We start from the raw sequence: 26,354 nt of genomic DNA, 5'->3' as shown, positions 1-26,354 counted from the left end.
GGTGCCCCCACTCTATTTAAGTAATATGAAATGACTGCTAATTTTACCTGTTGATAAGTCAAATCACCAGCAATTGATCACAGATCCAGTGAATAAGATCCAAGTTATTCACAATAAATTTGTAATTAATCGGTGGATCCACACATCTTGCCCCTAATTTACTCACATAACGATCCACTTATGCCCGGATCCTTGCTAGTTATCCCCAAATCAGGAATGCGATCTGGTTATGGTTAATAACATCTGGTTATTTATTCTATTGTGCATTTTCCCAGTAACATCCAATCCCATAAATATAAGGAGTTACCAAATGAATAACTGGATTAAGGCTGCAATTGCGGCTATCGCACTCTCTGCTGCTACTGTTCAAGCCGCGACTGAAGTTAAAGTCGGCATGTCTGGTCGCTACTTCCCGTTTACTTTCGTTAAACAAGACCAACTGCAAGGTTTTGAAGTGGATTTATGGGATGAGATCGGTAAGCGTAACGACTACAAGGTTGAATACGTAACGGCAAACTTCTCTGGTCTGTTCGGTCTTCTTGAAACGGGTCGAATCGATACCATTTCAAACCAAATTACAATGACGGATGCACGTAAAGCGAAATACCTATTCGCAGACCCATACGTAGTAGACGGCGCACAGATTACCGTTCGTAAAGGTAATGACAGCATCAAAGGCATCGAAGACCTAGATGGCAAGACTGTTGCGGTAAACCTAGGCTCAAACTTTGAACAACTGCTTCGCAGCTACGACAAAGACGGCAAGATCAATGTGAAGACCTACGATACAGGTATTGAACATGATGTAGCACTAGGCCGTGCAGATGCATTCGTAATGGATCGCCTATCAGCACTAGAGCTTATCAAGAAGACTGGTCTACCATTACAACTAGCAGGTCAGCCATTCGAAACAATTGAAAACGCTTGGCCTTTCGTTGACAACGACAACGGTAAAAAACTGCAAGCAGAAGTAAATGAAGCATTAGCAGCAATGCGCGCAGATGGTACGCTAGAAAGTATCTCTCAGAAATGGTTTGGTGCGGACATTACTCAGAAGTAATTACTCACTTTCTCCATTGAAGGCCCACTGCTTTACACAGCGGTGGGCTTTTTGCTTTTGTGTAACCGATTAAAAAGCCTGATATAACCGTACTTCAAAAGATAACAACACTTCCAATAAAAATACGAGATAGATTATGGGATTTGACTTTAATTACATGCTAGAGCTGTTGCCGATACTGCTGAAGTATCTAGGCACCACCATGGAGATGGCGATCTGGGGCTTGTTCTTTGCTCTTATCTTGTCTCTGATACTGGCGAACATTCGTGTATTCAAAATCCCAGTACTCGACCAGCTCAGCCAATTGTATATTAGCTTCTTCCGAGGCACGCCACTGCTGGTACAACTATTCCTCCTTTATTACGGCTTACCACAAGTATTCCCGTGGATGGTTGGCTTAGATGCCTTCAGCGCCGCCGTGATTGGTTTAACCTTGCACTTTGCCGCCTACATGGCAGAAAGTATTCGTGCCGCGATTATTGGTATTGATCGCAGCCAGATGGAAGCCAGCCTTTCGGTAGGTATGACAACCAGCCAAGCGATGCGCAGAGTGATCTTGCCACAAGCCACCCGCGTGGCACTGCCATCATTGATGAACTACTTCATCGACATGATTAAATCGACTTCGCTTGCATTCACCCTAGGTGTAGCAGAAATCATGGCTAAAGCTCAGATGGAAGCCTCTTCAAGTTTCCGCTTCTTCGAGGCTTTCTTAGCAGTCGCGCTGATTTACTGGGGCGTGGTGGTTATCCTCACTCGTATTCAAATTTGGGCCGAAGTGAAACTGAATAAGGCGTATGTACGATGATCAAATTACAAAATATCCACAAGCAGTTTGGTGACACCGAAGTTTTGAAAGGGATCGACCTAGAAATCAAGCAAGGTGAGATAATTGTCATCATAGGTTCAAGTGGGACTGGTAAATCTACCTTACTGCGTTGTGTGAACTTTCTAGAGCAAGCCGATCAGGGCACCATTTCGATTGATGATATTAATGTTGATGCTCAGAAACACACCAAAGCAGAGGTGCTTGCACTGCGTCGTAAGACCGGTTTTGTGTTCCAGAACTATGCCCTATTCGCTCATCAAACCGCGAGACAGAATATTGCTGAAGGTTTGATTACCGTTCGTGGCTGGAAGAAGCAGCAAGCCTATGAAAAAGCACAACAAATACTCGATGATATTGGTTTAGGTGACAAAGCCGATAGCTACCCAGCAGCGCTCTCTGGTGGCCAACAACAACGCGTTGGTATTGGCCGTGCAATGGCACTCCAACCTGAGCTTTTGTTGTTTGATGAGCCAACCTCAGCGCTTGATCCTGAATGGGTTGGCGAAGTGCTTAACTTAATGAAAAAGTTAGCAAATCAGCATCAAACCATGCTGGTGGTCACCCATGAAATGCAGTTCGCTAGAGAGGTCGCAGACCGAGTGATCTTCATGGCTGATGGTCATATTGTCGAGCAGGGATCTCCACAGGATATTTTCGGTAATCCACAGGATCCTAAATTAAAAAAATTCTTAAATAAGGTTGGGATCGACTAAGGATCCTTGTGATTTTAGTTAATCTACGTATAATCCCCCGACCGGAATTTTAGTTAACCCAATCATTGACACTTTTTGTGACAGTGATTACAATTCCGCCTCTTTGTTGAGAGGCGTCGGTTTTCCTTTCTTATATAAAGAAGAGAAAAAATGCCCACGCCGGGTTTAACAAAAACCTAAAACTACTGATCAGTAAGGTAATTACAAATGAAACGCACTTTTCAACCTACAGTTCTAAAGCGTAAGCGTACTCACGGTTTCCGTGCTCGCATGGCTACTAAGAACGGTCGCGCAACAATCAATGCACGTCGTGCAAAAGGCCGTAAGCGTCTTTCTAAGTAATCTTTGATTATTTTGAATAAGCTAGCCTTCGGTCGGGAGTTACGCTTGTTAACTCCCGAACATTATCAAAATGTCTTCAAGCAAGCTCATCGAGCTGGCTCTCCTCATTTCACCATCATTGCTCGAAATAACTCTCTTTCAAATCCTCGCCTTGGATTAGCCGTTCCGAAAAAGCAGATTAAAACCGCAGTTGGTCGTAACCGATTCAAGCGTCTTACTCGTGAAAGCTTTCGTAACACTCAACACAAACTTCCTAACAAAGATTTTGTTGTAATCGCTAAGAAGAGCGCGCAAGATTTAAGCAATGAAGAAATGTTCAAGCTACTCGACAAATTATGGCTTCGCCTGTCTCGCCCTTCGCGTGGATAGCGCTAATACCCATCTATTTTTATAGATGGTTTATTAGTCCACTCATCGGCCCACGCTGCCGATTTACTCCAACCTGCTCTTTATATGCGATAGAAGCGTTGAAAGCTCACGGTTTTGTAAAAGGGTGTTGGTTATCAGGCAAACGTCTATTAAAATGCCATCCTTTGAACGAAGGGGGCTTTGACCCCGTTCCACCAGTCCAAAAACAAGACAGAGATAAATAACGATGGATTCTCAACGTAATATCCTGTTAATCGCATTGGCATTGGTTTCTTTCCTACTTTTCCAACAATGGAACGTAGCTAAGAACCCAGCACCACAAGCGGTTGAGCAGGCACAATCTGGCAGCACCCTACCAGCGCCATCTTATGCAGATGATCTAGACCCGGCACCTGGTCAAGTTGCTTCTGCAAAAACTATCACAGTAACAACTGATGTACTGACTCTGTCAATTGATACGGTTGGTGGTGATGTCGTTAAAGCAAACCTAAACGATTACTCTGCTGAGTTCGATTCTGAAGATACGTTTGTTCTTCTTAAAAACGAACCAGGTCACCAATTTATCGCTCAAAGCGGTCTAGTTGGTCCTCAAGGTATCGATTTAAGCAGCACTAACCGCCCTAGCTACACGGTTTCAGCAGACAGCTTCAAGCTAGCTGAAGGTCAAGATGAACTACGCATCCCAATGACTTACCAAGCGAACGGCCTTGATTACACAAAAACATTCGTACTTAAGCGCGGCAGCTACGCGATTGACGTTGAATACGATGTAATCAACAACTCTGGTAACAACGCGACATTCGGCATGTACGCTCACCTACGTCAAAACGTTATGGATGACGGCGGTAGCCTAACAATGCCAACTTACCGTGGTGGTGCTTACTCTACGGAAGATACGCGTTACAAAAAATACAGCTTCGACGATATGCAAGATCGCAACCTGTCTCTTAACCTAGCAAATGGTCAAGGTTGGGCTGCGATGATTCAACACTACTTTGCAAGTGCTTGGATCCCACGCGACGAAGCGGGCAGCAACCTTTACACTCGTGTAATCGGTAACCTTGGCGACATCGGTGTTCGTATGCCGAACAAAACCATCGCTAACGGCGACGAAGCGAGCTTCAAAGCAACGCTTTGGGTTGGTCCAAAACTTCAAGACCAAATGGCTGAAACAGCACCTAACCTAGACCTAGTAGTTGACTACGGCTGGTTATGGTTCATTGCTAAACCTCTTCATACTCTGCTTTCGTTCATTCAAGGCTTCGTATCGAACTGGGGTGTGGCAATCATCATCCTAACTTTCATCGTTCGTGGTGCTATGTACCCACTAACGAAAGCTCAGTACACGTCTATGGCGAAAATGCGCATGCTTCAGCCTAAGCTGACTGCAATGCGTGAGCGTATTGGCGACGACCGTCAACGCATGAGCCAAGAAATGATGGAGCTTTACAAGAAAGAGAAAGTAAACCCACTAGGTGGTTGTTTACCTATCCTTCTGCAAATGCCTATCTTCATTTCACTATACTGGGCACTAATGGAGTCTGTTGAACTGCGTCACTCACCGTTCTTCGGTTGGATTACTGACCTTTCAGCACAAGACCCATACTACATCTTGCCACTTCTGATGGGTGCTTCAATGTTCCTAATCCAGAAGATGAGCCCGACAACTGTAACGGATCCAATGCAGCAGAAGATCATGACCTTTATGCCGGTTATGTTCACATTCTTCTTCCTGTTCTTCCCTTCAGGTCTGGTTCTATACTGGTTAGTATCGAACATCGTAACTCTGATTCAGCAAACGCTTATCTATCGCGCGCTGGAAAAGAAAGGCTTACATTCTAAGTAAGTTCGATAATAGAAAGAGATAAAGAAAGGCGACCAAAAGGTCGCCTTTTTGTTTTTAGCTGATTACAATTCAGCTAATTGATTAATCGTGAACGCCCCTTTTTGGCTTTCACATGCTAGCAGGCACACCTATGACTACAGATACGATTGTTGCTCAAGCGACCGCGCCCGGCCGTGGTGGCGTCGGTATTATCCGCGTTTCCGGCCCATTGGCGACTCAGGTTGCCCTAGAAGTAACAGGAAAAACACTTAAGCCTCGCTACGCTGAGTACCTGCCTTTTAAATCGGCCGATGGCATCGAGCTCGACCAAGGTATCGCGCTTTACTTCCCTAACCCACATTCGTTCACTGGCGAAGACGTGTTAGAGCTGCAAGGCCACGGCGGCCCAGTGGTTATGGACATGCTCATCAAGCGCATCCTAACCATCTCCGGTGTACGTGCTGCGCGCCCAGGCGAGTTCTCAGAGCGTGCCTTCTTGAACGACAAAATGGATTTAACCCAAGCTGAAGCGATTGCTGACTTGATTGATGCAAGTTCAGAAGAAGCGGCAAAATCAGCGCTTCAGTCACTACAAGGTGAGTTCTCTAAGCGCATTAACACGTTGGTCGATTCACTGATTCACCTACGAATCTATGTTGAAGCGGCTATCGACTTCCCAGAAGAAGAAATTGATTTCCTGGCTGATGGTAAAGTAAGTGCTGACTTACAGGCTATCATCGACAACCTGGAAGCCGTGCGCCAAGAAGCCAACCAAGGCGCCATCATGCGCGAAGGTATGAAGGTGGTGATTGCTGGCCGCCCGAATGCAGGTAAATCGAGCCTATTGAATGCACTGTCTGGCAAAGAGTCAGCGATTGTGACCGACATTGCCGGTACTACACGTGATGTACTGCGTGAGCACATCCATATTGACGGTATGCCACTGCACATTATCGATACTGCAGGCCTGCGTGATGCGTCTGACGAAGTCGAAAAAATCGGTATTGAACGCGCTTGGGAAGAAATTACTCAGGCAGACCGAGTTTTATTTATGGTGGATGGCACCACCACAGATGCCACAGACCCGAAAGATATCTGGCCAGATTTTGTTGATCGTTTACCAAATAACATCGGTATGACGGTGATTCGTAATAAAGCGGATCAAACCAGTGAAGAGCTGGGTATTTGCCATGTGAACGATCCAACCCTAATCCGCCTATCAGCGAAAACAGGCCAAGGTGTTGATGCTCTGCGCAGTCATCTTAAGGATTGCATGGGCTTTGCTGGTGGTCATGAAGGTGGATTTATGGCGCGTCGTCGCCACTTAGATGCCCTAGAACGCGCATCTGAACACCTAGATATTGGCCAACAACAACTTGAAGGCTATATGGCTGGAGAGATCTTAGCGGAAGAGCTTCGTATCGCTCAACAGCACCTCAATGAGATCACAGGCGAGTTCAGCTCAGACGATCTTTTAGGTCGCATCTTCTCTTCTTTCTGTATTGGTAAATAACCTTTAAAGGCCAGCGAATGCTGGCCTTTTTCTTTAGTAAGGACAGTTTAATGATCCACATTATTACAGGCAGCACCTTAGGCGGCGCCGAATACGTTGGCGATCACCTTAATGATCTTCTTGAAGAACAAGGTCATGAGAGCACCCTACATAATCAGCCTGAGTACGATGATATTCCACAACAAGGCTTTTGGTTATTGGTGACTTCAACTCATGGTGCAGGTGAGTTTCCAGACAATATTAAGCCTTTTATTGACGCATTAACCCAACAGTCTCCAGACTTAAACCAAGTTCGCTTTGCTGTCGTGGCGCTTGGCGATTCAAGCTACGATACCTTCTGTTTGGCCGGGAAATCCGTCCACAGCCAACTGGAAAACCTCGGTGCAAAACCGATTTCAGCTTGTTTTACCATCGATGTATTGGAAACTCCGGTACCTGAAGATGCTGCAGAAGCCTGGTTTAACGATCATAGCGACCAGTTTTAACCTCTCCTTTCTTCCCAGAAGCGGCTTATGCCGCTTTTTTTGGCTCCAAATATCGTGATTGTGAATAACTTTTTTTCAAAAATATCGAAAATAAGCGATTTATTTTCGATTTTATCTGTGGATAAGATCATACATATACGGTGATTAACCTATAGTTATCCAAACAACAAGTTTTAAGCCAATTTTCCCCTGTGAATAAGTAGCCATTTTGATCCCAGCTAATCCTCATCCTGATCAAAGTTAGATCACACCATTTGATCCAAAAAAGATCCATGATCTTGTTGATCATTTTTGAGTTATCCACAGAAAACCTCGATCCTAATAATAGATCTAATAAAAGATCTCCTTAAAGATCTTATCTATATTAATTAAAAACAGCTTTCTCGAAAAATTCCAAAAACGTTTTCTCAGGCTATGAAAACAGGTAGAATATCGCTCCTTTTTATCAGTCTAGAAAACGTTTGAATATCTGAGGTCGGTTCATGCTTTATCACGAAAAATTTGACGTCATCGTTGTTGGTGGTGGCCATGCAGGAACGGAAGCCGCACTCGCATCTGCACGTACTGGTCAAAGTACGTTATTACTTACTCATAATATCGATACATTAGGACAAATGTCTTGTAACCCAGCCATTGGCGGGATCGGTAAGGGCCACTTGGTTAAAGAGGTCGATGCAATGGGTGGATTAATGGCGCAAGCTATTGATCATGCAGGTATTCAGTTCAGAACATTGAACGCATCAAAAGGCCCTGCGGTTCGTGCAACTCGTGCACAAGCTGACCGCGCGCTTTACAAAGCGTTTGTTCGTAACGTTCTTGAAAACACACCAAACCTGACTTTGTTCCAACAGTCGGTTGATGATTTGATCGTTGAACAAGATCAAGTGGTGGGTGTGGTGACACAGATGGGCCTTAAGTTCCGCGCAGATGCTGTGGTATTGACTGTAGGCACATTCCTAGGCGGAAAGATCCATATTGGTATGGAGAGCTCTTCTGGTGGTCGTGCGGGTGATCCACCATCGATCGCACTGGCTGACCGTCTTCGTGATCTTCCATTCCGAGTTGATCGCCTGAAAACAGGTACACCGCCACGTATCGATGCACGTAGCGTTGATTTTTCTGAGCTTGAAGTTCAGCACGGTGATAACCCAACCCCTGTTTTCTCGTTCATGGGTAGCCGAGCACAACAGCCTCGTCAAATCCCATGTTACATCACGCATACCAACGAAAATACGCACGACGTTATTCGTGCCAACCTAGATCGCAGCCCAATGTACGCGGGTGTGATTGAAGGCATTGGCCCTCGTTACTGTCCTTCGATTGAAGACAAAGTGATGCGTTTTGCTGATAAGAACAGTCACCAAATCTTTATTGAACCTGAAGGTCTAACGACACATGAGCTATACCCGAACGGTATCTCAACCAGTCTGCCGTTTGATGTACAGGTTCAAATCGTTCGCTCTATGAAGGGCTTTGAGAATGCTCACATCGTTCGCCCAGGCTATGCGATTGAGTATGATTTCTTCGATCCTCGTGACCTAAAACTGACTTACGAAACGAAGTTTATTAAAGGTCTGTTCTTTGCTGGTCAAATCAACGGTACAACCGGTTATGAAGAAGCAGCTGCGCAAGGTCTGATGGCTGGTTTGAACGCAAGTCTGTTTACGCAAGGCAAAGAGGGCTGGAGCCCACGTCGTGACCAAGCTTACATGGGCGTTCTTATTGATGACCTATCAACGATGGGCACCAATGAACCTTACCGTATGTTTACGTCTCGTGCGGAATACCGTCTGTTGCTTCGCGAAGATAACGCCGATATCCGATTGACTGAGAAGTCTCGTGAACTTGGCCTTGTTGACGATGCGCGTTGGGCACGTTTCAACGAAAAAATGGACAACATGGAGAAGGAGCGTCAACGTCTGAAAGAAACTTGGATTAATCCAAAGTCTGAAGACATCGGTGCATTGAACCAGATCCTAAAAACACCAATGTCTCGCGAAGCGAGTGGTGAAGATCTTCTTCGTCGTCCTGAAATGACTTATTCACAGCTCACAGCATTGGATCGTTTTGGCCCTGCATTGGAAGATCAACAAGCGTCTGAGCAAGTTGAGATCCAAGTGAAGTACGAAGGTTACATTCAGCGCCAACAAGACGAAATCGAAAAATCACTGCGTCATGAAAACACCAAACTGCCTGCTGATATCGATTACAGCAAGGTGAAAGGGCTTTCTAACGAAGTGGTTCTAAAACTGACAACCACTAAACCAGACTCTATTGGTATTGCTTCTCGTATTTCAGGTATCACACCTGCAGCAATCTCAATTTTGTTGGTTTACCTGAAAAAGCACGGCCTATTAAAAAAAGGTGAGGAAGCATAATGAGCGCATTACGCGAGAAACTGGATCACCTGATTGGCCAGACTGAATTAGAAGTATCTGAAAAACAACGTGGCCAATTGGTTGGCTACGTTGAGTTACTAAACAAATGGAACAAGGCTTATAACCTAACGTCAGTTCGTGATCCGCTAGAAATGATGGTGAAACATATCTTAGATAGCATCATTGTTAGCACTCACTTACAAGGTAAGCGCTTTATTGACGTTGGCACTGGCCCTGGTCTTCCTGGGATTCCGCTCTCAATCATGAATCCTGACTGCGAGTTTTACTTGTTAGATAGCCTGGGTAAGCGTATTCGTTTTATCAAACAGGTGATTCATGAGTTGGGTATCGACAACGTTGTGCCGGTTCAAAGTCGTGTTGAAGAGTTTCAACCTGAAGAAAAGTTTGATGCAGTGCTCAGTCGTGCATTTGCATCAATGACAGACATGGTAGAGTGGTGTCACCATTTACCTAAAGAGCAATCCGGTGTATTTTTGGCTCTTAAGGGACAACATCCTAGAGATGAAATCGACCTGTTACCTGAATGGTGTTCAGTGACAGACATTAAAGCTTTGCAAGTGCCAGAGCTTGATGGAGAGCGTCATCTAGTAACTTTATCGCGTCAGGGATAATCAGCGAGGCCATAGTGGGTAGAATCGTAGCAATTGCCAACCAGAAGGGCGGCGTAGGAAAAACAACAACTTGCATTAATTTAGCAGCATCAATGGCGGCAACAAAACGCAAGATATTGGTTGTTGACCTCGATCCTCAAGGTAATGCCACTATGGCGAGCGGTGTCGACAAGTATCAAGTTGAAGCAACTGCTTACGATTTGCTAGTTGAAGACACCCCATTTGATGAGGTAGTTTGTCGAAGTACATCTGGCAATTACGACCTCATCGCCGCTAACGGTGATGTTACTGCGGCAGAAATCAAGCTGATGGAAGTCTTTGCTCGCGAAGTTCGCCTTAAGAATGCACTGGCATCCATTCGCGATAATTATGATTTCATCTTTATTGATTGCCCACCTTCTCTAAATCTTCTTACAATTAACGCGATGGCTGCGGCCGACTCCGTGTTAGTTCCGATGCAATGTGAATACTTTGCTCTGGAAGGTTTGACTGCGTTGATGGATACCATCAGTAAGCTCGCTGCGGTTGTTAACGAGAACCTGAAGATCGAAGGTCTTCTGCGTACTATGTATGATCCTCGAAACCGCTTATCGAACGAAGTATCTGATCAACTCAAAAAACACTTCGGTAGCAAAGTCTACCGAACTGTGATCCCTAGAAATGTGCGTCTGGCAGAAGCGCCAAGTCATGGCAAGCCAGCAATGTACTACGACAAATATTCCGCAGGTGCTAAAGCATACCTTGCTCTGGCAGGCGAAATGTTGCGTCGTGAAGAAGTCCCAGTATAGGTCTAACCAAAGGAATTCGCTCAATGTCTAAGCGTGGTTTAGGAAAGGGGCTAGATGCATTGCTTGCAACTAGCTCGTTGGCTCGTGAAAAACAGCAAGTTGCTTCTCATAGTCAGGCGTTATCGGCTGATGGAGAGTTAACAGAACTGGCTGTTGGTTGCTTGAAGCCAGGTGTTTATCAACCGCGTAAGGATATTGCGCCTGAAGCGCTAGAAGAACTAGCCGCTTCAATCCAGTCTCAAGGCATTATTCAGCCAATAGTAGTACGCCCTTTAGCACACGACCAGTTTGAGATCATCGCTGGTGAGCGTCGTTGGAGAGCAGCTCGTCAAGCTGGCCTAAAACAAGTGCCATGTTTGATCAAGCGAGTGGAAGACAAAGCCGCGATTGCGATGGCATTGATCGAGAATATTCAGCGTGAAGACCTGAATGTTATCGAAGAATCACAAGCGCTAGAGCGCCTACAGAACGAATTTGAACTGACGCACCAACAAGTCGCTGATGTGATCGGTAAATCGAGAGCGACGGTTAGTAACTTATTACGTCTAAATCAGCTCGAAAATGAAGTAAAAGGTTTAGTTTCCAATAAACAACTGGAAATGGGGCATGCTCGAGCACTGCTTGCGCTAGAGGGTGATACCCAGGTTGAAGCGGCAAACACAGCGGCAACCAAAAAAATGACCGTGCGTCAAACTGAGCAACTTGTCAAAAAGTGCTTAAAACCAGACGTTGAACCGGAATCGAAGCCTGAAGATACAGAAGCTATCGAACTTTCGCGAAGACTCACGGAAAAATTGCAAGCAAACGTTTCAGTTACTCGTTCTGTTAGCGGTAAGTCAAAAGTGACAATTACTCTTGATGAGCCTCACAAATTAGAGCAACTTATTGCTAAACTAGAGTACTAAATGAGATAATTGATTTAGGTCAATTATGTAATAAACAAGTAATTTCGTACAAAAGTTGTAGGTTTGTATACAAAAATGTAAATGATTGCTGCATTGTTATTGCAATCAATTTGGCTGAACGTATAATTTTCGCCAATTTCTCAGCACGCTTTTAAGCGAGTAGTAAAGAAGGCTTAAAAGAGGAACGAATACATGGTAGCGGCGTTAGCAAGACCAGGACGAGTGCTTGCAAAGCAAATGTTATTGATCGAGCTTAGCGCGGTTATATTAGTGGCGATAGGGTTAGGTTTAGCTGTTAATCCTGATTGGGGTTTTGCTGCATTAATCGGTGGCGGTATTTTTGTCATCGCAAATGCAGTTTTTTGTGTGTGTGCTTTCCTATTTAGTGGAGCTCGCGCAACTAAGTTAGTTGCGGCGTCGTTCTATGCAGGCGAAGCGCTAAAAATCCTTATCACAGTTCTACTATTCTCTATTGTCTACATGTATATGCAGGTGGAATTAGTTCCCCTCAAACTGACCTATTTACTGGTTCTAGGTATTAATATCTTTGCGCCAGTGCTTTTCATTAACAATAAAAAATAGGATGAGTTATGGCTGCGCCAACAGCATCCGGATACATTGAGCACCACTTACAAAACCTTTCTTTAGCTAAGTTTGGTCTTGTAGAGGAGACAAGTTTCTGGAACGTACATATAGACAGTCTGTTTTTTTCGGTGTTGACAGGGATGTTATTCCTTTGGGTTTTTCGCTCAGTCGCTAAGAAAGCAACAGTAGGTGTACCTGGTAAGCTTCAGTGTTTTGTTGAAATGGTAGTGGAATTCGTTGGCGACAACGTTAAAGAAACTTTCCATGGCCGCAACCCTCTGATTGCCCCACTAGCACTGACTATATTCTGCTGGATTATCTTAATGAACTTGATGGACTTAGTGCCTATCGATTTCTTACCATATCCTGCAGAGCATTGGCTAGGTATCCCTTACTTGAAAGTGGTTCCTACAGCTGATGTAAATATAACCATGGCAATGGCTTTGGGTGTTTTTGCTCTGATGATCTACTACAGCATCAAAGTGAAAGGCCTAGGCGGATTTGCTAAAGAATTGGCACTGCATCCATTTAATCACCCAATCATGATTCCATTTAACTTGGTACTTGAGGTAATTTCGTTATTAGCGAAGCCATTATCTCTAGGTATGCGTTTATTTGGTAATATGTTTGCGGGTGAGGTGGTGTTTATTCTTATCGCGGCAATGCTACCGTGGTACTTACAATGGGTAGGTGCACTACCTTGGGCTATCTTCCATATCTTGGTTATTTTGATTCAAGCGTTTGTTTTCATGATGTTGACAATCGTTTACTTATCAATGGCTCATGAAGATAGTGATCACTAAAAAAAATTTTTAAGCTTTATTCTAACTATTAATGTTAATCGGAGAACGTAAATGGAAACTGTACTAAGTTTTTCAGCAATCGCTGTTGCTATTATTGTTGGTCTTTGTGCCGTAGGTACTGCAATTGGTTTTGCTATTCTTGGTGGTAAATTCCTAGAAGGCGCTGCGCGTCAACCTGAAATGGCTCCAATGCTACAAGTTAAGATGTTCATCATCGCTGGTCTACTGGATGCTGTTCCAATGATCGGTATCGTAATCGCACTACTATTCACGTTTGCTAACCCATTTGTTGGTCAACTAGCAGGCTAATTAACTCTCAATAGTTAATTAAATTTTTGTAGTTGATTCTTAACGAGGGGTAGCTGTTGTGAATATGAACGCAACTCTGTTAGGTCAAGCAATTGCTTTTTCACTTTTTGTTTGGTTCTGCATGAAATATGTATGGCCACCAATTATGCAAGCAATTGAAGAGCGTCAGAAGAAAATTGCTGACGGTCTAGTAGCCGCTGAACGCGCTGCTAAAGACTTGAACCTGGCACAAGCCAACGCTTCTGAGCAAATGAAAGAAGCAAAGCGCACTGCAACTGAGGTTATTGAACAGGCAAACAAACGTAAAGCTCAAATTATTGATGAAGCTCGCGAAGAGGCTCAGGCAGAACGCCAGAAGATCTTAGCGCAAGCTGAAGCAGAAATTGAAGCTGAGCGCACACGTGCCCGTGATGACCTGCGCAAACAAGTCGCAACTCTGGCTATAGCTGGTGCTGAGAAAATCCTTGAACGTACTATCGATAAAGATGTACACGATGATCTTCTTAACAACATTACTGCAAAACTTTAAAGCAAGGGGCTGTATATGTCTGATTTGACTACAATCGCACGCCCCTATGCTAAAGCAGCGTTTGACTTTGCGGTAGATAAAGGTGAGCTAGACCAATGGGGTCAGATGCTTACTTTTGCTGCCGAAGTGGCACAAAATGATGATGTTCATAATTTATTAAGCGGTTCTATGACTGCTGAAAAATTAGCTGAAGTATTCATTGTAATTTGTGGCGAACAATTTGATGAATTCGGTCAGAACTTAATTAAAGTGATGGCAGAGAATGGCCGCTTAATGGCTTTTCCTGATGTTTGCAAAGAGTTCTTTATACTCAAGAAAGAGTATGAGAAAGAGATCGACGTTGAAGTGACTTCAGCGGTTGAACTTTCTGAAGAACAACGCGCAGATATCAGCAGCAAATTGGAACAGCGCTTAGCGCGCAAAGTTCAGCTGAATTGCAGTATAGATGAGACTCTACTTAGTGGAGTTATTATTCGAGCCGGAGACCTAGTCATCGATAACTCAGCGCGCAGTCGTTTAGACCGCCTGAGCGATGCATTGCAGTCTTAATGGGGATTGGAGCATGCAACTTAATTCCACTGAAATTAGCGATCTAATTAAACAACGTATTGAATCTTTCGACGTTGTTAGTGAAGCTCGCAATGAAGGTACTATCGTTTCGGTAAGCGATGGAATCCTTAGCATTCACGGCCTAGCGGACGTGATGCAAGGTGAAATGATTGAACTACCGGGTGGCCGTTACGCGCTAGCACTTAACTTGAACCGTGATTCGGTTGGTGCTGTTGTAATGGGCCCATATGCTGACCTACAGGAAGGCATGAAAGTTACAGGTACTGGTCGTATTCTAGAAGTACCAGTAGGTCCAGAAATGCTTGGTCGTGTTGTAAACACACTAGGTGAGCCAATTGATGGTAAAGGTCCTATCGAAGCGAAACTAACTTCGCCTGTAGAAATTATTGCACCAGGTGTAATCGACCGTAAATCGGTAGATCAACCTGTTCAAACTGGTTACAAGTCAGTTGACTCAATGATCCCTATCGGTCGTGGTCAACGTGAACTAGTAATCGGTGACCGTCAGACTGGTAAAACAGCAATGGCGATCGATGCGATTATTAACCAAAAAGATTCTGGTATTTTCTCTATCTACGTAGCTATCGGCCAAAAAGCGTCGACTATTGCTAACGTAGTTCGCAAACTAGAAGAGCACGGCGCACTAGCAAACACTGTTGTTGTTGTTGCATCGGCTTCTGAATCTGCAGCGCTACAATACCTAGCGCCATACGCAGGTTGTGCGATGGGTGAATACTTCCGTGATCGCGGTGAAGATGCACTGATTGTTTATGATGATCTATCTAAGCAAGCTGTAGCTTACCGTCAAATCTCGCTACTACTTAAGCGTCCACCAGGTCGTGAAGCGTTCCCAGGTGATGTTTTCTACCTTCACTCTCGTCTACTAGAGCGTGCTGCTCGTGTAAGCGAAGTATACGTAGAGAAGTTCACTAACGGCGAAGTGAAAGGCAAGACTGGTTCTTTAACTGCTCTTCCTATCATCGAAACGCAAGCTGGTGACGTATCTGCATTCGTACCAACGAACGTAATCTCGATTACTGATGGTCAGATCTTCCTACAAACTGAGCTATTCAACGCGGGCGTACGTCCAGCTGTTGACCCAGGTATCTCAGTTTCTCGTGTAGGTGGTTCGGCGCAGACTAAAATCATCAAGAAGCTATCTGGCGGTATCCGTACTGCACTAGCTCAATACCGTGAACTTGCAGCATTTGCACAGTTCTCATCGGATCTTGATGAAGCGACTAAGAAGCAGCTAGACCACGGTCAAAAAGTTACAGAACTGATGAAGCAGAAGCAATACGCTCCTATGTCTGTATTTGACCAAGCTCTAGTAATCTTCGCTGCAGAGCGTGGATACCTTCAAGACGTTGAACTTTCTAAAGTTCTAGACTTTGAAGCTGCTTTACTGTCGTTTGCTCGTGGTCAATATGCCGATCTAGCAACACAGATCGACACAACGGGTGCTTTCAATAAAGAAATCGAAGCTGAGCTGAAGAAGCTTGTTGACGATTTCAAGGCAACCCAGACCTGGTAATTGGTGGGTGGTCTTAGGGCCACCTCATACCATTAACGGAGAGTAACGATGGCCGGCGCAAAAGAGATACGTAATAAAATCGGTAGTGTTAAAAGCACACAGAAGATTACGAAAGCAATGGAAATGGTAGCAGCTTCAAAAATGCGTCGTTCTCAAGACGCAATGGAAGCTACTCGTCCATATGCAGAAACAATGCGTAAAGTGATCGGTCATTTGGCTAATGGTAGCCTCGAGTATAAGCATCCTTATCTTGAGGAACGTGAAGCCAAACGTGTTGGTTACATCATCGTTTCTACAGACCGTGGTCTTTGTGGTGGTTTGAACATTAACTTGTTCAAGAAAGCCATGAACGACATGAAAGATTGGTCTGAGAAAGGTGCTGATGTGGAGCTTGCAATTGTAGGTTCTAAAGCAACAGCATTTTTCAACAACAGCGGCGCGAAAGTAGCAGCTCAAGTTTCTGGACTGGGCGATCGCCCAAGCCTTGAAGACTTGATTGGCTCTGTAAGCGTTATGCTGAAGAAATATGATGAAGGCGAATTAGATCGCCTGTTCGTAGTGTTCAACAAGTTTGAAAACACTATGGTACAAGAACCAACGATCGATCAATTACTTCCTTTGCCTAAATCAGACAGCGAAGACATGAAACGCGATCATGCTTGGGACTACATTTATGAGCCTGAGCCAAAACCACTACTAGATGCACTACTGGTTCGCTACGTCGAATCTCAAGTATATCAAGGTGTGGTCGAGAACCTTGCTTGTGAGCAAGCGGCTCGAATGATTGCTATGAAATCAGCAACAGATAACGCTGGTGACATTATTGATGACTTAGAACTTGTGTACAACAAAGCGCGTCAAGCGGCGATTACACAAGAACTTTCTGAGATCGTTTCAGGCGCAGCTGCGGTTTAAGCTTAGGTAAAACTAAATAGTTAGAGGATTAACGATGGCTACAGGTAAGATCGTACAGATCATCGGTGCGGTAGTCGACGTAGAGTTCCCACAGGGTGAAGTACCTCGTGTATACGACGCTCTGAATGTTAATGAAGTACAAGAACGTCTAGTTCTTGAAGTTCAGCAACAACTTGGCGGTGGCGTAGTTCGCGCAATCGTAATGGGTAGCTCTGATGGTTTACGTCGTGGTTTGACAGTTGAAAATACTGGCGCTCCAATCTCAGTACCAGTAGGTACTAAGACATTGGGTCGTATCATGAACGTCCTAGGTGACGCGATTGATGAGTGTGGTGAAATCGGTGCTGAAGAGCATTACGCAATTCACCGTGAAGCTCCAAGCTACGAAGAGCAGTCTAACGAGACAGCTCTTCTAGAAACTGGTGTTAAAGTAATCGACTTGATTTGTCCATTCGCTAAGGGTGGTAAAATCGGTCTATTCGGTGGTGCTGGTGTAGGTAAGACCGTTAACATGATGGAACTTATCAACAACATCGCACTTCAACACTCAGGCCTATCTGTATTCGCAGGTGTAGGTGAGCGTACTCGTGAAGGTAACGATTTCTACTTTGAGATGCAGGAAGCTGGCGTTGTAAACGTTGAAAAACCTGAAGAATCAAAAGTAGCGATGGTTTACGGTCAGATGAACGAGCCACCAGGTAACCGTCTACGTGTTGCACTGACTGGTCTAACAATGGCAGAGCGTTTCCGTGACGAAGGTCGTGACGTTCTACTGTTCGTTGATAACATCTACCGTTACACACTAGCAGGTACTGAAGTATCAGCACTTCTAGGTCGTATGCCTTCTGCGGTAGGTTACCAACCTACGCTAGCTGAAGAAATGGGTGTTCTACAAGAGCGTATCACGTCAACTAAATCTGGTTCTATCACGTCTGTACAGGCGGTATACGTACCAGCGGATGACTTGACTGACCCGTCTCCAGCAACAACGTTCGCTCACTTGGATGCAACGGTTGTACTTAACCGTAACATCGCATCTATGGGTCTATACCCAGCGATCGACCCGCTAGATTCTACTTCACGTCAACTGGATCCATTGGTAGTTGGACAAGAGCACTACGACATCGCTCGTGGCGTTCAGTCTACTCTTCAGCGCTATAAAGAGCTGAAAGATATCATTGCTATCCTAGGTATGGACGAGCTATCTGAAGAAGATAAGCAAGTTGTATCTCGTGCTCGTAAGATTGAGAAGTTCCTAACTCAGCCTTACCACGTAGCGGAAGTATTTACAGGTGACCCAGGCGTTTACGTACCTCTTAAAGAGACTCTACGTGGCTTCCAAGGTCTTCTATCTGGTGAATACGATGACATTCCAGAGCAAGCGTTCATGTACTGTGGTGCAATTGACGAAGCTATTGAGAATGCTAAGAAGCTATAAGGCTAACTAGGAGGCGATATGGCAGCAATAACCTTTCACCTAGACGTTGTAAGTGCAGAGAAACAACTTTTCTCTGGTCTTGTTGAGACGTTTCAGGTGACCGGTAGTGAGGGTGAACTTGGTATTTTCCATGGTCACACTCCACTGCTGACCGCTATCAAGCCTGGTATGGTGCGTATTGTTAAGCAGCACGGCCACGAAGAAATCATTTATGTTTCTGGTGGTATGGTAGAAGTTCAGCCTGGTACAGCGACTGTACTGGCTGATACAGCTATCCGTGGTGAAGAACTAGACGCAGCAAAGGCGGAAGAAGCTAAGCGCAAGGCTGTGGAGAATATCCAAAATCAGCATGGCGACATAGACTTCGCACAAGCGGCCGGTGAACTGGCTAAAGCCATTGCTCAGTTACGAGTTATCGAACTGACAAAACAGCGTCGTTAATCTTTTATAAGATGACCGACTCTGAGATAAAGGCGACCTACGGGTCGCCTTTTTGCATTTTTAGATTATCAAAAATGTTCCTTTTACATATCACTAACGGTTAAATGGTTATTACGATTTAATTTTTTGCCCAAAAACGGTTACAATATCGGCTTAATAAAAATAACGTTGGATAGGTTTACAATGAAGTTTAGCGCGGTAATTCTCGCGGCGGGCAAAGGCACTCGCATGTATTCAAACACACCAAAGGTTCTGCACACGCTTGCGGGTAAGCCGATGGTGAAACATGTTATCGATACGTGTAATGGTCTTGGCGCTCAAAATATCCACTTGGTTTACGGCCATGGTGGTGATCAGATGAAGGCAACCTTAGCTGAAGAATCTGTAAATTGGGCTCTGCAAGCTGAGCAGCTAGGTACTGGCCACGCGGTTGATCAGGCATCTGCGCACTTCGCTGATGATGAAAAGGTACTGGTGCTGTACGGTGATGTGCCTCTTATCTCACCAGATACCATTGAAAACCTATTAGACGCTCAACCAAACGGTGGCATTGCGCTGCTAACGGTCGTGCTAGACAACCCAATGGGCTACGGCCGTATTATTCGTCGCAATGGCCCTGTAGTGGCTATCGTTGAGCAAAAAGATGCAACCGATGAGCAGAAGCTTATCAAAGAGATCAACACTGGCGTTATGGTAGCGACAGGTGGCGATCTTAAGCGTTGGTTATCTGGTCTAAGCAATGACAACGCACAAGGTGAATACTACCTGACTGACGTTATTGCAGCAGCTCACGATGAAGGTCGTGCGGTAGAAGCGGTACACCCTGTAAGCCCGATTGAAGTTGAAGGCGTTAACGACCGTTCTCAACTGGCTCGTTTAGAGCGTGCTTACCAAGCTGAGCAAGCAGACAAGCTATTGAAGCAAGGTGTAATGCTACGTGATCCAAGCCGCTTTGACCTACGCGGTGAGCTTCAGTGTGGTATGGATGTTGAGATTGATACTAACGTTATCATTGAAGGCAGCGTAAGCATCGGCGATAACGTGGTTATCGGCACGGGCTGTGTATTGAAAGACTGTGAGATTGATGACAACACCATCGTTCGTCCATACAGCGTAATTGAAGGTGCTACAGTGGGTGAAGACTGTACTGTTGGTCCTTTCACTCGTCTACGCCCAGGTGCGGATATGCGTAACAACTCGCACGTGGGTAACTTTGTAGAAGTGAAGAATACTCGCCTTGGTGAGGGTTCTAAAGCGAACCACCTAACATATCTCGGTGATGCTGAAATTGGTCAGCGCGTAAACGTAGGTGCGGGTGCGATTACTTGTAACTACGACGGTGAAAACAAATTTAAGACCATCATTGGCGACGACGTATTCGTTGGTTCAGATAGCCAATTAATCGCTCCTGTTACCATTGGCAACGGCGCAACTGTTGGTGCTGGCTCTACGGTAACACGCGATGTTTCTGAGAATGAACTGGTTATCAGTCGTGCGAAAGAGCGCAAGATTGCAGATTGGCAGCGCCCAAAGAAGAAGTAATCTTCTAATATCTAAAGTTTGATTCTTGTGAAAGCCAGCAACTTACGTTGCTGGCTTTTTTGTCATCATTTACTGACAAAAAAATAATCTATTTCCTAATTGTATTTTGGAGGAAGATTGTTACTATTCGGGCAGTAGTTCTGTAAAATGGAAGTAAACATACAGTGAGACTCGTCGATAAAAAATGGCAGACCCTGCCAATCGTTATTTTATCTTTTTCAATGCTTGTGGGCCTGTATGGCTTCTACATCACCTTGGAAAAGTTAGTGGTAGAGAACGAACGTAACCACTTAGTATCTTTGATGTCTGATGTCGTTTATGAAATACGTGAAGACAGCAGTTTGTTTACGGCCGGAGTGGATGTTGATGATTATATTGGCAACCTGACGCAAGCCAATACACGGTTGAGAATTCAGGTTATTAACCTCGACGGTGTTGTGATTGGCGATACCGATTTATCTGACCATGCACTAGCGGGTGTTGAAAACCACAGTGATCGTCCTGAGTTTCAGCAAGCTCTGAAAACCGGGCTTGGTAGTGATGTACGCTTTAGTACCGTTACCTCTGTCGATCGCATCTATTACTCCCATAAAGAGACGATCAACGATAACAGCTTCGTTATAGTGATCTCCTCACCGATGCACCAACTTAAACAGATGAACTTCCAATTGATGGGCATTCTGATCGGGATGGTCGTATTGAGTTTGAGCTTCCTAATCGGTACTTCTTATGTAAGTAACCGCCAGATCGTTCATAAAGTTGAAGAAGAGCAGAAGAAACAAGACGAACGTATTCGCCAGAGAACTCATGAAATTGAACTGATGCACCGCTTAGCGAACATGCTTGCGGCGTGTAATAACATGGTCGAAGCACAACAGATTGTTTCTGATATTTTGCCGCGAATCCTTGGTAACGTGAACGGCAGTGTTTCTCTGATGCGCGCATCACGTAACCAGTTGATCACTCAGCTAGATTGGGGCGAGACTTGGCCTGGAAGTGCGAGCTTTGCGCCGGAAGAATGTTGGTCTCTACGTAAAGGGCGTGCTCATCAATCGAATGATGACTTCCACTCTCTAACCTGTGGTCACATGCATGAGATGGAAAACAACCAAACCCTTTGTATTCCGTTGACGGCGCATGGCAATACCATTGGCATCATGCACCTGTACTTCGGTGTCGGTGATATCAAGATTGATCCTATTACCGAACAGTTGGCTTTCAGTGTTTCAGAGCATCTAGGCTTGGCATTGGCTAACTTGAGCCTACAAGAGAAGCTTCGCTCACAGGCATTAAGCGATCCACTAACAGGGCTGTTCAACCGTCGCTTCTTCGAGCAGAAATTGGAAGAGCATTCGATGAATTCGGCCACCAGCGAACAACCATTATCGCTATTGATGCTCGATTTGGATCACTTCAAACGCTTCAATGACAACTTTGGTCATGATGCGGGTGACTTCGTGTTGAAAGAGATCAGTGCGCTACTTAAACAGAGTGTGAGTGAAGATGAGATTGCTTGTCGATTGGGTGGTGAAGAGTTAGCTGTGCTGCTTCCTCATTACACTATGCAGCAAGCGACCGAGTTTGGTCAAACGCTGTGTGATGCTGTGCGTTCGATGCACCTTGAACACAAAGGCCTATCGCTAGGTCAGCTTGGGGTTTCAATTGGTGTGGCGACTTATCCTAAGCCAGCTTCTGATACAGAATCTCTGGTTAAGATGGCCGACAACGCACTCTACATGGCCAAAGACATGGGGCGTAGCCGAGTGGTTAACTATGATGAATACAGCCGTCATAAAGCGCCAGCGTTAGAAGTGGTCGATGGGGAAGTTGCTGCTAAATAAGTAGAAGTGAAATTCAGACATAAAAAAAGAGCGAGTAATCTCGCTCTTTTTTGTTTCCGCTAAACAAGGAACTAGTCTTGCTTCTCGTCGGCTACTACTCGAGAGTTATCTGGTGTTGCGAAGTGTTCAGACAACTCTTTGTTCGAAATAATGTAGCCAACCCACAATGCACCTAAACAAATCACAACCGCGATACCCGTTGCACTTAGTGCTTGGCTAGCCATTGCAGCTACCAATGCACTTGATAAGCTACTGATGCTGATTTGCAGACTGTTCTGTAGGCCTGCCGCTGTTGCTGGGCTTTGCTTCGCGCTTGATAGGGCACGGTTTACGACGATTGGATAAAGTGCGCCATTTGCTACAGCAATCAAACAGAAAGGTGCTAGTAGTGGCCAGATTGATGTCAGTTCCCACTGTGATGCGATGAAGATAAGCATTGCAGCAACGCTGAACAAACCGATAAGATTTCTTAGTACAACGCCATCACCATACTTTTTCACTGCTTGCTTACCGAAGTAACCACCTGCCATAAAGGCGATCGTTTGTGGGATAAAGCTTAAGCCGATGTCTTTTGCTTCATAACCTAGCTGAGCCATGATCTCTGGCATACCCGTTAGGTAAGCGAAGAATGCTGCTGAAGCTGATGCAAACATCAATACATTACCCATGTAAGGCTTTGATTTAATTAGTGTCTTAATATCTGTTTTGATAGATGTTTGTTTTACCTCTGGCGCTTCCTTAGGTTGAGCCATCGTTGTTGCTACCAGCAGTGCACCCATCAGCGTTAATGTGATGAAGATACTGTGCCAGCCGAAGTTGTCTGCCAGTAGTACACCAAGTTGAGGTGCTAATGCTGGAGATAGGGCAACCAAAGGCATGATGGTTGCAAAAATTTGTTGGCTGCTGCTCTGAGAGTAACGCTTAATCACCATTGCTTGCCAAATTACTGCAGGTGCACATACACCGATCGCTTGAATGAAGCGCAGTGTCAGTAGGTGCCATACCTCGGTGCTGAATGCTAAGCCGAATGAAGCCGCAGTAAAGATAACAAGACCAACCGCTAGCGTATTGCGGTGACCGAATTTGTCACTCGCCAGACCCCAAAGAAGCTGGCCCATAGCCATACCACCAAGGAACACCGTTAGAGACAGCGCGATTTGCTCTGGACCGGTTGCGAAATCGATCTCCATCGCCTTAAATGCAGGAAGGTACATATCGGTCGCAATAAAACCAAGCATTGAAAGTACTGCAAGGTAGACCAATTGAAATTTAGAAATATTCATAAGATGCCATTAAGCTAAAAGTAGTGATGTATTTATCATCAAAAAAATTGTTTGATAGACAGAAGTTAAAGCCCCTGTTTATTTATGCTGACATTCTATTTTTCAGACATGATAAAATAAAACGCTAAAATATGTGGTTATCAATCAAAAAATTTGAAGGCTTATGTTCTCTAAATCCTCTCTGGAAATGCTCGATACGGTTGCTCGCTTAGGTAGCTTTACTGCTGCTGCGGAACAATTGCACAAAGTACCATCAGCGATCAGCTATGGTGTTAGGCAGGTCGAGCAAGAATTGGATGTTTTACTTTTCAGGCGTTTACCGAGAAAGGTAGAGCTAACGCCCGCGGGCGAACTGTTCATTGAAGAGGCACGTGCGCTGCTCAGACAAATGGAAGAGGTCAGTGCCCAGACGCGACGGGCTGCTCGTGGCTGGAAGAAAACCTTGCGCCTGACGCTCGATAACGTGGTTAAGCTCGATAAGATGAAGCCTATGATTGAAGAGTTCTATCAAACCTTTGAGTTTGCAGAGCTCCAGATCAACATGGAGGTGTTCAACGGCTCTTGGGAAGCTATCGCTCAGGGTAGGGCGGACATCGTGATTGGTGCTACTTCTGCGATTCCGGTCGGTGGAGATTTTGAGGTGAAAGACATGGGGCGCTTGGACTGGGCGTTTGTGATGTCGCCAAGCCACCCGTGCGTGCGAGAGCAAAACCTCAATGAAGAGTTTGTGAGTCAGTTTCCTGCAATCTGTTTGGATGATACCTCTAGTGTGCTACCTAAGCGTCACACTGGTCACTATGGCAACCAAAGGCGTTTGTTATTACCCAACTGGTACAGCGCGATTGAGTGCCTCAAGAACGGCGTTGGAGTAGGCTACATGCCAAGACATATCGCCGCGCCTATTATTGAACAAGGCTTGCTGGTGGAGAAAATCTTGCCAGAACCAAGCCCGCAGAGTCATTGCTGTTTAGTTTGGCGAAAAGATGACAACCATAAGTTGATCGAATGGATGGTGAAGTACCTAGGATCAAGTGAACAACTTCATCAAGATTGGTTGGATCATCGCAAGGCGATCTAATGATACATTTGAAAGAGATCTTTTTGGCGCTTGTTCTGAATGGGCACCAATAAAAAGAGCGAGTAAAAACTCGCTCTTTTTGGTTCGATAGCTTAATTCTTAAGACAAGAAGAACTTGTAAGAAGGGTTATCGGTTTCATCTTTACACTGATAACCAAGCTCTCGTAAATGTGTTGAGAACTGAGCTAAATCATCATCGCCAAGTTCGAAGCCACACAATACACGACCGTAATCGGCACCGTGGTTACGATAGTTGAATAGGCTGATGTTCCAGTGGGTACCTAAGGTATCAAGGAACTTAATTAAGGCACCTGGGTATTCCGGAAACTCGAAGCTGTATAGGCGTTCTTTCAATGGTTTTGATGGTTTTCCGCCAATCATGTAACGAATGTGCAGTTTTGCCATCTCATCATCAGAAAGGTCGACCACTGGATAACCGCCCTCACGTAGGTCATTGATGATGTGCTCAAGCTCTTCCTGACCACCTTGCAGGCGTACACCAACGAAGATATTCGCTAGGCTTTCGTCGTTGTGGCGGTAGTTAAACTCCGTCACCGCTCGGCCACCAATAATATTGCAGAACTCTAGGAATGCCCCTTGTCGCTCAGGGATAGTCACCGCAAGCAAACCTTCTCGCTTCTCACCTAACTCACAACGTTCAGACACATAGCGCAGACCGTGGAAGTTGGTGTTAGCACCAGACAGTACTGTCGCCAGTTGCTTGCCTTGCAGTTGGTTCTGCTCAGCAAACTTTTTCAAGCCAGCCAGAGCAAGCGCTCCTGAAGGTTCGGCAATCGCACGAGTGTCTTCAAAGATGTCTTTCACCGCTGAGCAGATCTCATCGCTAGATACGGCAATGTGGCCATCGATGTATTGCTGACATAGGCGGAATGTCTCTTCACCAATGCGCTTAACCGCGACGCCATCGGCAAACATACTTACTTGGTCAAGAACCACAGGTTCACCGGCATCCAGTGCCGCTTTCAAGCAAGACGAGTCTTCAGGCTCAACCGCGATGACTTTGATTTCTGGCATCAGTTGTTTAACCAGCACTGCAACACCCGCAGCTAAGCCACCACCACCGACAGGCACAAAGATGTAATCCATGTGACCATTCTGCTGAAGCATCTCCATACCCATGGTTCCTTGCCCTGCGATCACCAATGGGTGATCGAATGGAGGCACAAAGGTATAGCCGTGTTCAGCAGAAAGACGTTCAGCTTCTGCCTTAGCTTCATCAAAGTTGCTGCCGTGCAGAACCACGTTACCACCAAAGCCACGTACCGCATCAACCTTGATATCAGGAGTGGTTTTTGGCATCACGATCGTGGTTTGAATACCAAGTTTAGAACCGGACAGCGCCATACCTTGAGCATGATTACCCGCCGATGCAGCAATCACACCGGCAGCTTTCTGTTGCTCTGAAAGGCTTGATACCATGTTGTAGGCACCACGTAGCTTGAACGAGTGGACCGGCTGACGGTCTTCACGCTTTAGCTGAACCTGATTACCAATACGAGCGCTTAAGCGAGGCATCTCTTGCAGAGGTGTCACTATTGCCGCTTCGTAAACTGGCGCTCTCAGGATCTGACGCAGATAATCTGCGCCAGTTTGTTTTACGGGACTGACCGTGTCATCACTCATAGA

General features: G+C 45.2%; 27 protein-coding genes. 25 read left to right on the top strand and 2 right to left on the bottom strand.

Annotation, left to right across the window (positions count from 1 at the left end):
* The first annotated feature begins 310 nt into the window (after positions 1-310).
* From L0992_16110 to L0992_15995, 24 genes are all read left to right on the top strand, one after another.
* On the top strand, positions 311-1,060 hold the full coding sequence (locus L0992_16110; GenBank protein XGB67164.1) for an amino acid ABC transporter substrate-binding protein: 750 nt from the start codon (positions 311-313) through the stop codon (positions 1,058-1,060).
* A 136-nt stretch (positions 1,061-1,196) separates the two neighbouring features.
* Positions 1,197-1,868 (top strand): amino acid ABC transporter permease, encoded by a 672-nt coding sequence (locus L0992_16105; GenBank protein XGB67163.1) that lies wholly within the window; start codon positions 1,197-1,199, stop codon positions 1,866-1,868.
* On the top strand, positions 1,865-2,602 hold the full coding sequence (locus L0992_16100; GenBank protein XGB67162.1) for an amino acid ABC transporter ATP-binding protein: 738 nt from the start codon (positions 1,865-1,867) through the stop codon (positions 2,600-2,602). Before L0992_16105 ends, L0992_16100 begins: the two co-directional genes overlap by 4 nt.
* 207 nt (positions 2,603-2,809) lie before the next feature.
* Entirely contained in the window at positions 2,810-2,944 is a 135-nt protein-coding gene (rpmH, locus tag L0992_16095) for a 50S ribosomal protein L34 (GenBank protein XGB67161.1), read from the top strand.
* A gap of 45 nt (positions 2,945-2,989) precedes the next feature.
* Complete coding sequence (gene rnpA / locus L0992_16090; protein ID XGB67160.1) at positions 2,990-3,313, top strand: ribonuclease P protein component; 324 nt, start codon at positions 2,990-2,992, stop codon at positions 3,311-3,313.
* Positions 3,280-3,537 carry a membrane protein insertion efficiency factor YidD gene (gene yidD / locus L0992_16085; GenBank protein ID XGB67159.1) on the top strand — a complete coding sequence of 86 codons (258 nt, stop codon included), beginning with the start codon at positions 3,280-3,282 and terminating at the stop codon, positions 3,535-3,537. Before rnpA ends, yidD begins: the two co-directional genes overlap by 34 nt.
* Positions 3,538-3,539: 2 nt before the next feature.
* A complete protein-coding gene (yidC, locus tag L0992_16080) occupies positions 3,540-5,159 on the top strand; it encodes a membrane protein insertase YidC (protein ID XGB67158.1) in 1,620 nt (539 codons plus the stop codon).
* A gap of 130 nt (positions 5,160-5,289) precedes the next feature.
* Positions 5,290-6,651 (top strand): tRNA uridine-5-carboxymethylaminomethyl(34) synthesis GTPase MnmE, encoded by a 1,362-nt coding sequence (mnmE, locus tag L0992_16075; GenBank protein XGB67157.1) that lies wholly within the window; start codon positions 5,290-5,292, stop codon positions 6,649-6,651.
* Positions 6,652-6,701: 50 nt separating this feature from the next.
* Entirely contained in the window at positions 6,702-7,136 is a 435-nt protein-coding gene (mioC, locus tag L0992_16070; GenBank protein XGB67156.1) for an FMN-binding protein MioC, read from the top strand.
* Positions 7,137-7,618: 482 nt separating this feature from the next.
* A complete protein-coding gene (mnmG, locus tag L0992_16065) occupies positions 7,619-9,514 on the top strand; it encodes a tRNA uridine-5-carboxymethylaminomethyl(34) synthesis enzyme MnmG (protein ID XGB67155.1) in 1,896 nt (631 codons plus the stop codon).
* Positions 9,514-10,146 carry a 16S rRNA (guanine(527)-N(7))-methyltransferase RsmG gene (gene rsmG, locus L0992_16060; GenBank protein XGB67154.1) on the top strand — a complete coding sequence of 211 codons (633 nt, stop codon included), beginning with the start codon at positions 9,514-9,516 and terminating at the stop codon, positions 10,144-10,146. Before mnmG ends, rsmG begins: the two co-directional genes overlap by 1 nt.
* Before the next feature lie 14 nt (positions 10,147-10,160).
* The gene (locus L0992_16055; protein ID XGB67153.1) at positions 10,161-10,934 is read left to right on the top strand and encodes a ParA family protein; all 774 of its coding nucleotides are present in this window, start codon (positions 10,161-10,163) and stop codon (positions 10,932-10,934) included.
* 23 nt (positions 10,935-10,957) lie between these two features.
* A complete protein-coding gene (locus tag L0992_16050; GenBank protein XGB67152.1) occupies positions 10,958-11,839 on the top strand; it encodes a ParB/RepB/Spo0J family partition protein in 882 nt (293 codons plus the stop codon).
* 192 nt (positions 11,840-12,031) lie between these two features.
* Positions 12,032-12,421 (top strand): F0F1 ATP synthase subunit I, encoded by a 390-nt coding sequence (locus L0992_16045; protein XGB67151.1) that lies wholly within the window; start codon positions 12,032-12,034, stop codon positions 12,419-12,421.
* Positions 12,422-12,429: 8 nt separating this feature from the next.
* Positions 12,430-13,227: a F0F1 ATP synthase subunit A gene (gene atpB / locus L0992_16040; GenBank protein ID XGB67150.1), complete on the top strand. Its 798-nt coding sequence runs from the start codon at positions 12,430-12,432 to the stop codon at positions 13,225-13,227.
* Between the two features lie 51 nt (positions 13,228-13,278).
* Positions 13,279-13,536, top strand: a complete 258-nt coding sequence (atpE, locus tag L0992_16035; GenBank protein XGB67149.1) for a F0F1 ATP synthase subunit C — start codon at positions 13,279-13,281, stop codon at positions 13,534-13,536.
* 58 nt (positions 13,537-13,594) lie between these two features.
* Positions 13,595-14,065: a F0F1 ATP synthase subunit B gene (atpF, locus tag L0992_16030; protein XGB67148.1), complete on the top strand. Its 471-nt coding sequence runs from the start codon at positions 13,595-13,597 to the stop codon at positions 14,063-14,065.
* Between the two features lie 15 nt (positions 14,066-14,080).
* The gene (gene atpH, locus L0992_16025; GenBank protein XGB67147.1) at positions 14,081-14,614 is read left to right on the top strand and encodes a F0F1 ATP synthase subunit delta; all 534 of its coding nucleotides are present in this window, start codon (positions 14,081-14,083) and stop codon (positions 14,612-14,614) included.
* 13 nt (positions 14,615-14,627) lie between these two features.
* Positions 14,628-16,169 carry a F0F1 ATP synthase subunit alpha gene (gene atpA, locus L0992_16020; GenBank protein XGB67146.1) on the top strand — a complete coding sequence of 514 codons (1,542 nt, stop codon included), beginning with the start codon at positions 14,628-14,630 and terminating at the stop codon, positions 16,167-16,169.
* 48 nt (positions 16,170-16,217) lie between these two features.
* Entirely contained in the window at positions 16,218-17,084 is an 867-nt protein-coding gene (gene atpG, locus L0992_16015; GenBank protein ID XGB67145.1) for a F0F1 ATP synthase subunit gamma, read from the top strand.
* A gap of 34 nt (positions 17,085-17,118) precedes the next feature.
* Positions 17,119-18,522, top strand: a complete 1,404-nt coding sequence (atpD, locus tag L0992_16010; protein XGB67144.1) for a F0F1 ATP synthase subunit beta — start codon at positions 17,119-17,121, stop codon at positions 18,520-18,522.
* A gap of 18 nt (positions 18,523-18,540) precedes the next feature.
* Positions 18,541-18,963, top strand: coding sequence for a F0F1 ATP synthase subunit epsilon (gene atpC / locus L0992_16005; GenBank protein ID XGB67143.1), 423 nt, complete (start codon positions 18,541-18,543; stop codon positions 18,961-18,963).
* Between the two features lie 183 nt (positions 18,964-19,146).
* On the top strand, positions 19,147-20,505 hold the full coding sequence (gene glmU, locus L0992_16000; protein XGB67142.1) for a bifunctional UDP-N-acetylglucosamine diphosphorylase/glucosamine-1-phosphate N-acetyltransferase GlmU: 1,359 nt from the start codon (positions 19,147-19,149) through the stop codon (positions 20,503-20,505).
* A 221-nt stretch (positions 20,506-20,726) separates the two neighbouring features.
* Positions 20,727-22,346 (top strand): diguanylate cyclase, encoded by a 1,620-nt coding sequence (locus tag L0992_15995; GenBank protein ID XGB68747.1) that lies wholly within the window; start codon positions 20,727-20,729, stop codon positions 22,344-22,346.
* A 71-nt stretch (positions 22,347-22,417) separates the two neighbouring features.
* On the opposite strand, the gene L0992_15990 is transcribed toward L0992_15995, so the two are convergent.
* Positions 22,418-23,629: a Bcr/CflA family multidrug efflux MFS transporter gene (locus L0992_15990; protein ID XGB67141.1), complete on the bottom strand. Its 1,212-nt coding sequence runs from the start codon at positions 23,627-23,629 to the stop codon at positions 22,418-22,420.
* A gap of 163 nt (positions 23,630-23,792) precedes the next feature.
* Here L0992_15990 and L0992_15985 point away from each other — a divergent pair, with 163 nt between their 5' ends.
* Positions 23,793-24,707: a LysR family transcriptional regulator gene (locus tag L0992_15985; protein XGB67140.1), complete on the top strand. Its 915-nt coding sequence runs from the start codon at positions 23,793-23,795 to the stop codon at positions 24,705-24,707.
* Positions 24,708-24,806: 99 nt separating this feature from the next.
* Here the strand turns inward: L0992_15985 and ilvA are convergent, their stop codons facing one another.
* Positions 24,807-26,351, bottom strand: a complete 1,545-nt coding sequence (ilvA, locus tag L0992_15980) for a threonine ammonia-lyase, biosynthetic (GenBank protein ID XGB67139.1) — start codon at positions 26,349-26,351, stop codon at positions 24,807-24,809.
* Between the last annotated feature and the right edge of the window lie 3 nt (positions 26,352-26,354).

It is taken from the genome of Vibrio pomeroyi, assembly GCA_041879425.1.
GTDB classification, from domain to species: Bacteria; Pseudomonadota; Gammaproteobacteria; order Enterobacterales; family Vibrionaceae; genus Vibrio; species Vibrio pomeroyi_A.
Note: the sequence above shows the minus strand (reverse complement) of the source record. Positions and strands in the feature narration are given on the sequence as shown.

Excerpts from the sequence above, each read along its gene's own strand:
- atpD (XGB67144.1), top strand. The coding sequence starts at position 17,119 with ATGGCTACAGGTAAGATCGTACAGATCATCGGTGCGGTAGTCGACGTA.
- L0992_16110 (XGB67164.1), top strand. The coding sequence starts at position 311 with ATGAATAACTGGATTAAGGCTGCAATTGCGGCTATCGCACTCTCTGCT.
- atpH (XGB67147.1), top strand. The coding sequence starts at position 14,081 with ATGTCTGATTTGACTACAATCGCACGCCCCTATGCTAAAGCAGCGTTT.
- yidD (XGB67159.1), top strand. The coding sequence starts at position 3,280 with ATGGCTTCGCCTGTCTCGCCCTTCGCGTGGATAGCGCTAATACCCATC.
- L0992_15985 (XGB67140.1), top strand. The coding sequence starts at position 23,793 with ATGTTCTCTAAATCCTCTCTGGAAATGCTCGATACGGTTGCTCGCTTA.
- atpC (XGB67143.1), top strand. The coding sequence starts at position 18,541 with ATGGCAGCAATAACCTTTCACCTAGACGTTGTAAGTGCAGAGAAACAA.
- atpA (XGB67146.1), top strand. The coding sequence starts at position 14,628 with ATGCAACTTAATTCCACTGAAATTAGCGATCTAATTAAACAACGTATT.
- rsmG (XGB67154.1), top strand. The coding sequence starts at position 9,514 with ATGAGCGCATTACGCGAGAAACTGGATCACCTGATTGGCCAGACTGAA.
- atpE (XGB67149.1), top strand. The coding sequence starts at position 13,279 with ATGGAAACTGTACTAAGTTTTTCAGCAATCGCTGTTGCTATTATTGTT.
- glmU (XGB67142.1), top strand. The coding sequence starts at position 19,147 with ATGAAGTTTAGCGCGGTAATTCTCGCGGCGGGCAAAGGCACTCGCATG.
- atpB (XGB67150.1), top strand. The coding sequence starts at position 12,430 with ATGGCTGCGCCAACAGCATCCGGATACATTGAGCACCACTTACAAAAC.
- L0992_16045 (XGB67151.1), top strand. The coding sequence starts at position 12,032 with ATGGTAGCGGCGTTAGCAAGACCAGGACGAGTGCTTGCAAAGCAAATG.
- L0992_16105 (XGB67163.1), top strand. The coding sequence starts at position 1,197 with ATGGGATTTGACTTTAATTACATGCTAGAGCTGTTGCCGATACTGCTG.
- mnmG (XGB67155.1), top strand. The coding sequence starts at position 7,619 with ATGCTTTATCACGAAAAATTTGACGTCATCGTTGTTGGTGGTGGCCAT.
- rpmH (XGB67161.1), top strand. The coding sequence starts at position 2,810 with ATGAAACGCACTTTTCAACCTACAGTTCTAAAGCGTAAGCGTACTCAC.
- yidC (XGB67158.1), top strand. The coding sequence starts at position 3,540 with ATGGATTCTCAACGTAATATCCTGTTAATCGCATTGGCATTGGTTTCT.
- mioC (XGB67156.1), top strand. The coding sequence starts at position 6,702 with ATGATCCACATTATTACAGGCAGCACCTTAGGCGGCGCCGAATACGTT.
- L0992_16050 (XGB67152.1), top strand. The coding sequence starts at position 10,958 with ATGTCTAAGCGTGGTTTAGGAAAGGGGCTAGATGCATTGCTTGCAACT.
- mnmE (XGB67157.1), top strand. The coding sequence starts at position 5,290 with ATGACTACAGATACGATTGTTGCTCAAGCGACCGCGCCCGGCCGTGGT.
- L0992_15995 (XGB68747.1), top strand. The coding sequence starts at position 20,727 with ATGCTTGTGGGCCTGTATGGCTTCTACATCACCTTGGAAAAGTTAGTG.
- ilvA (XGB67139.1), bottom strand. The coding sequence starts at position 26,351 with ATGAGTGATGACACGGTCAGTCCCGTAAAACAAACTGGCGCAGATTAT.
- L0992_16100 (XGB67162.1), top strand. The coding sequence starts at position 1,865 with ATGATCAAATTACAAAATATCCACAAGCAGTTTGGTGACACCGAAGTT.
- atpG (XGB67145.1), top strand. The coding sequence starts at position 16,218 with ATGGCCGGCGCAAAAGAGATACGTAATAAAATCGGTAGTGTTAAAAGC.
- L0992_15990 (XGB67141.1), bottom strand. The coding sequence starts at position 23,629 with ATGAATATTTCTAAATTTCAATTGGTCTACCTTGCAGTACTTTCAATG.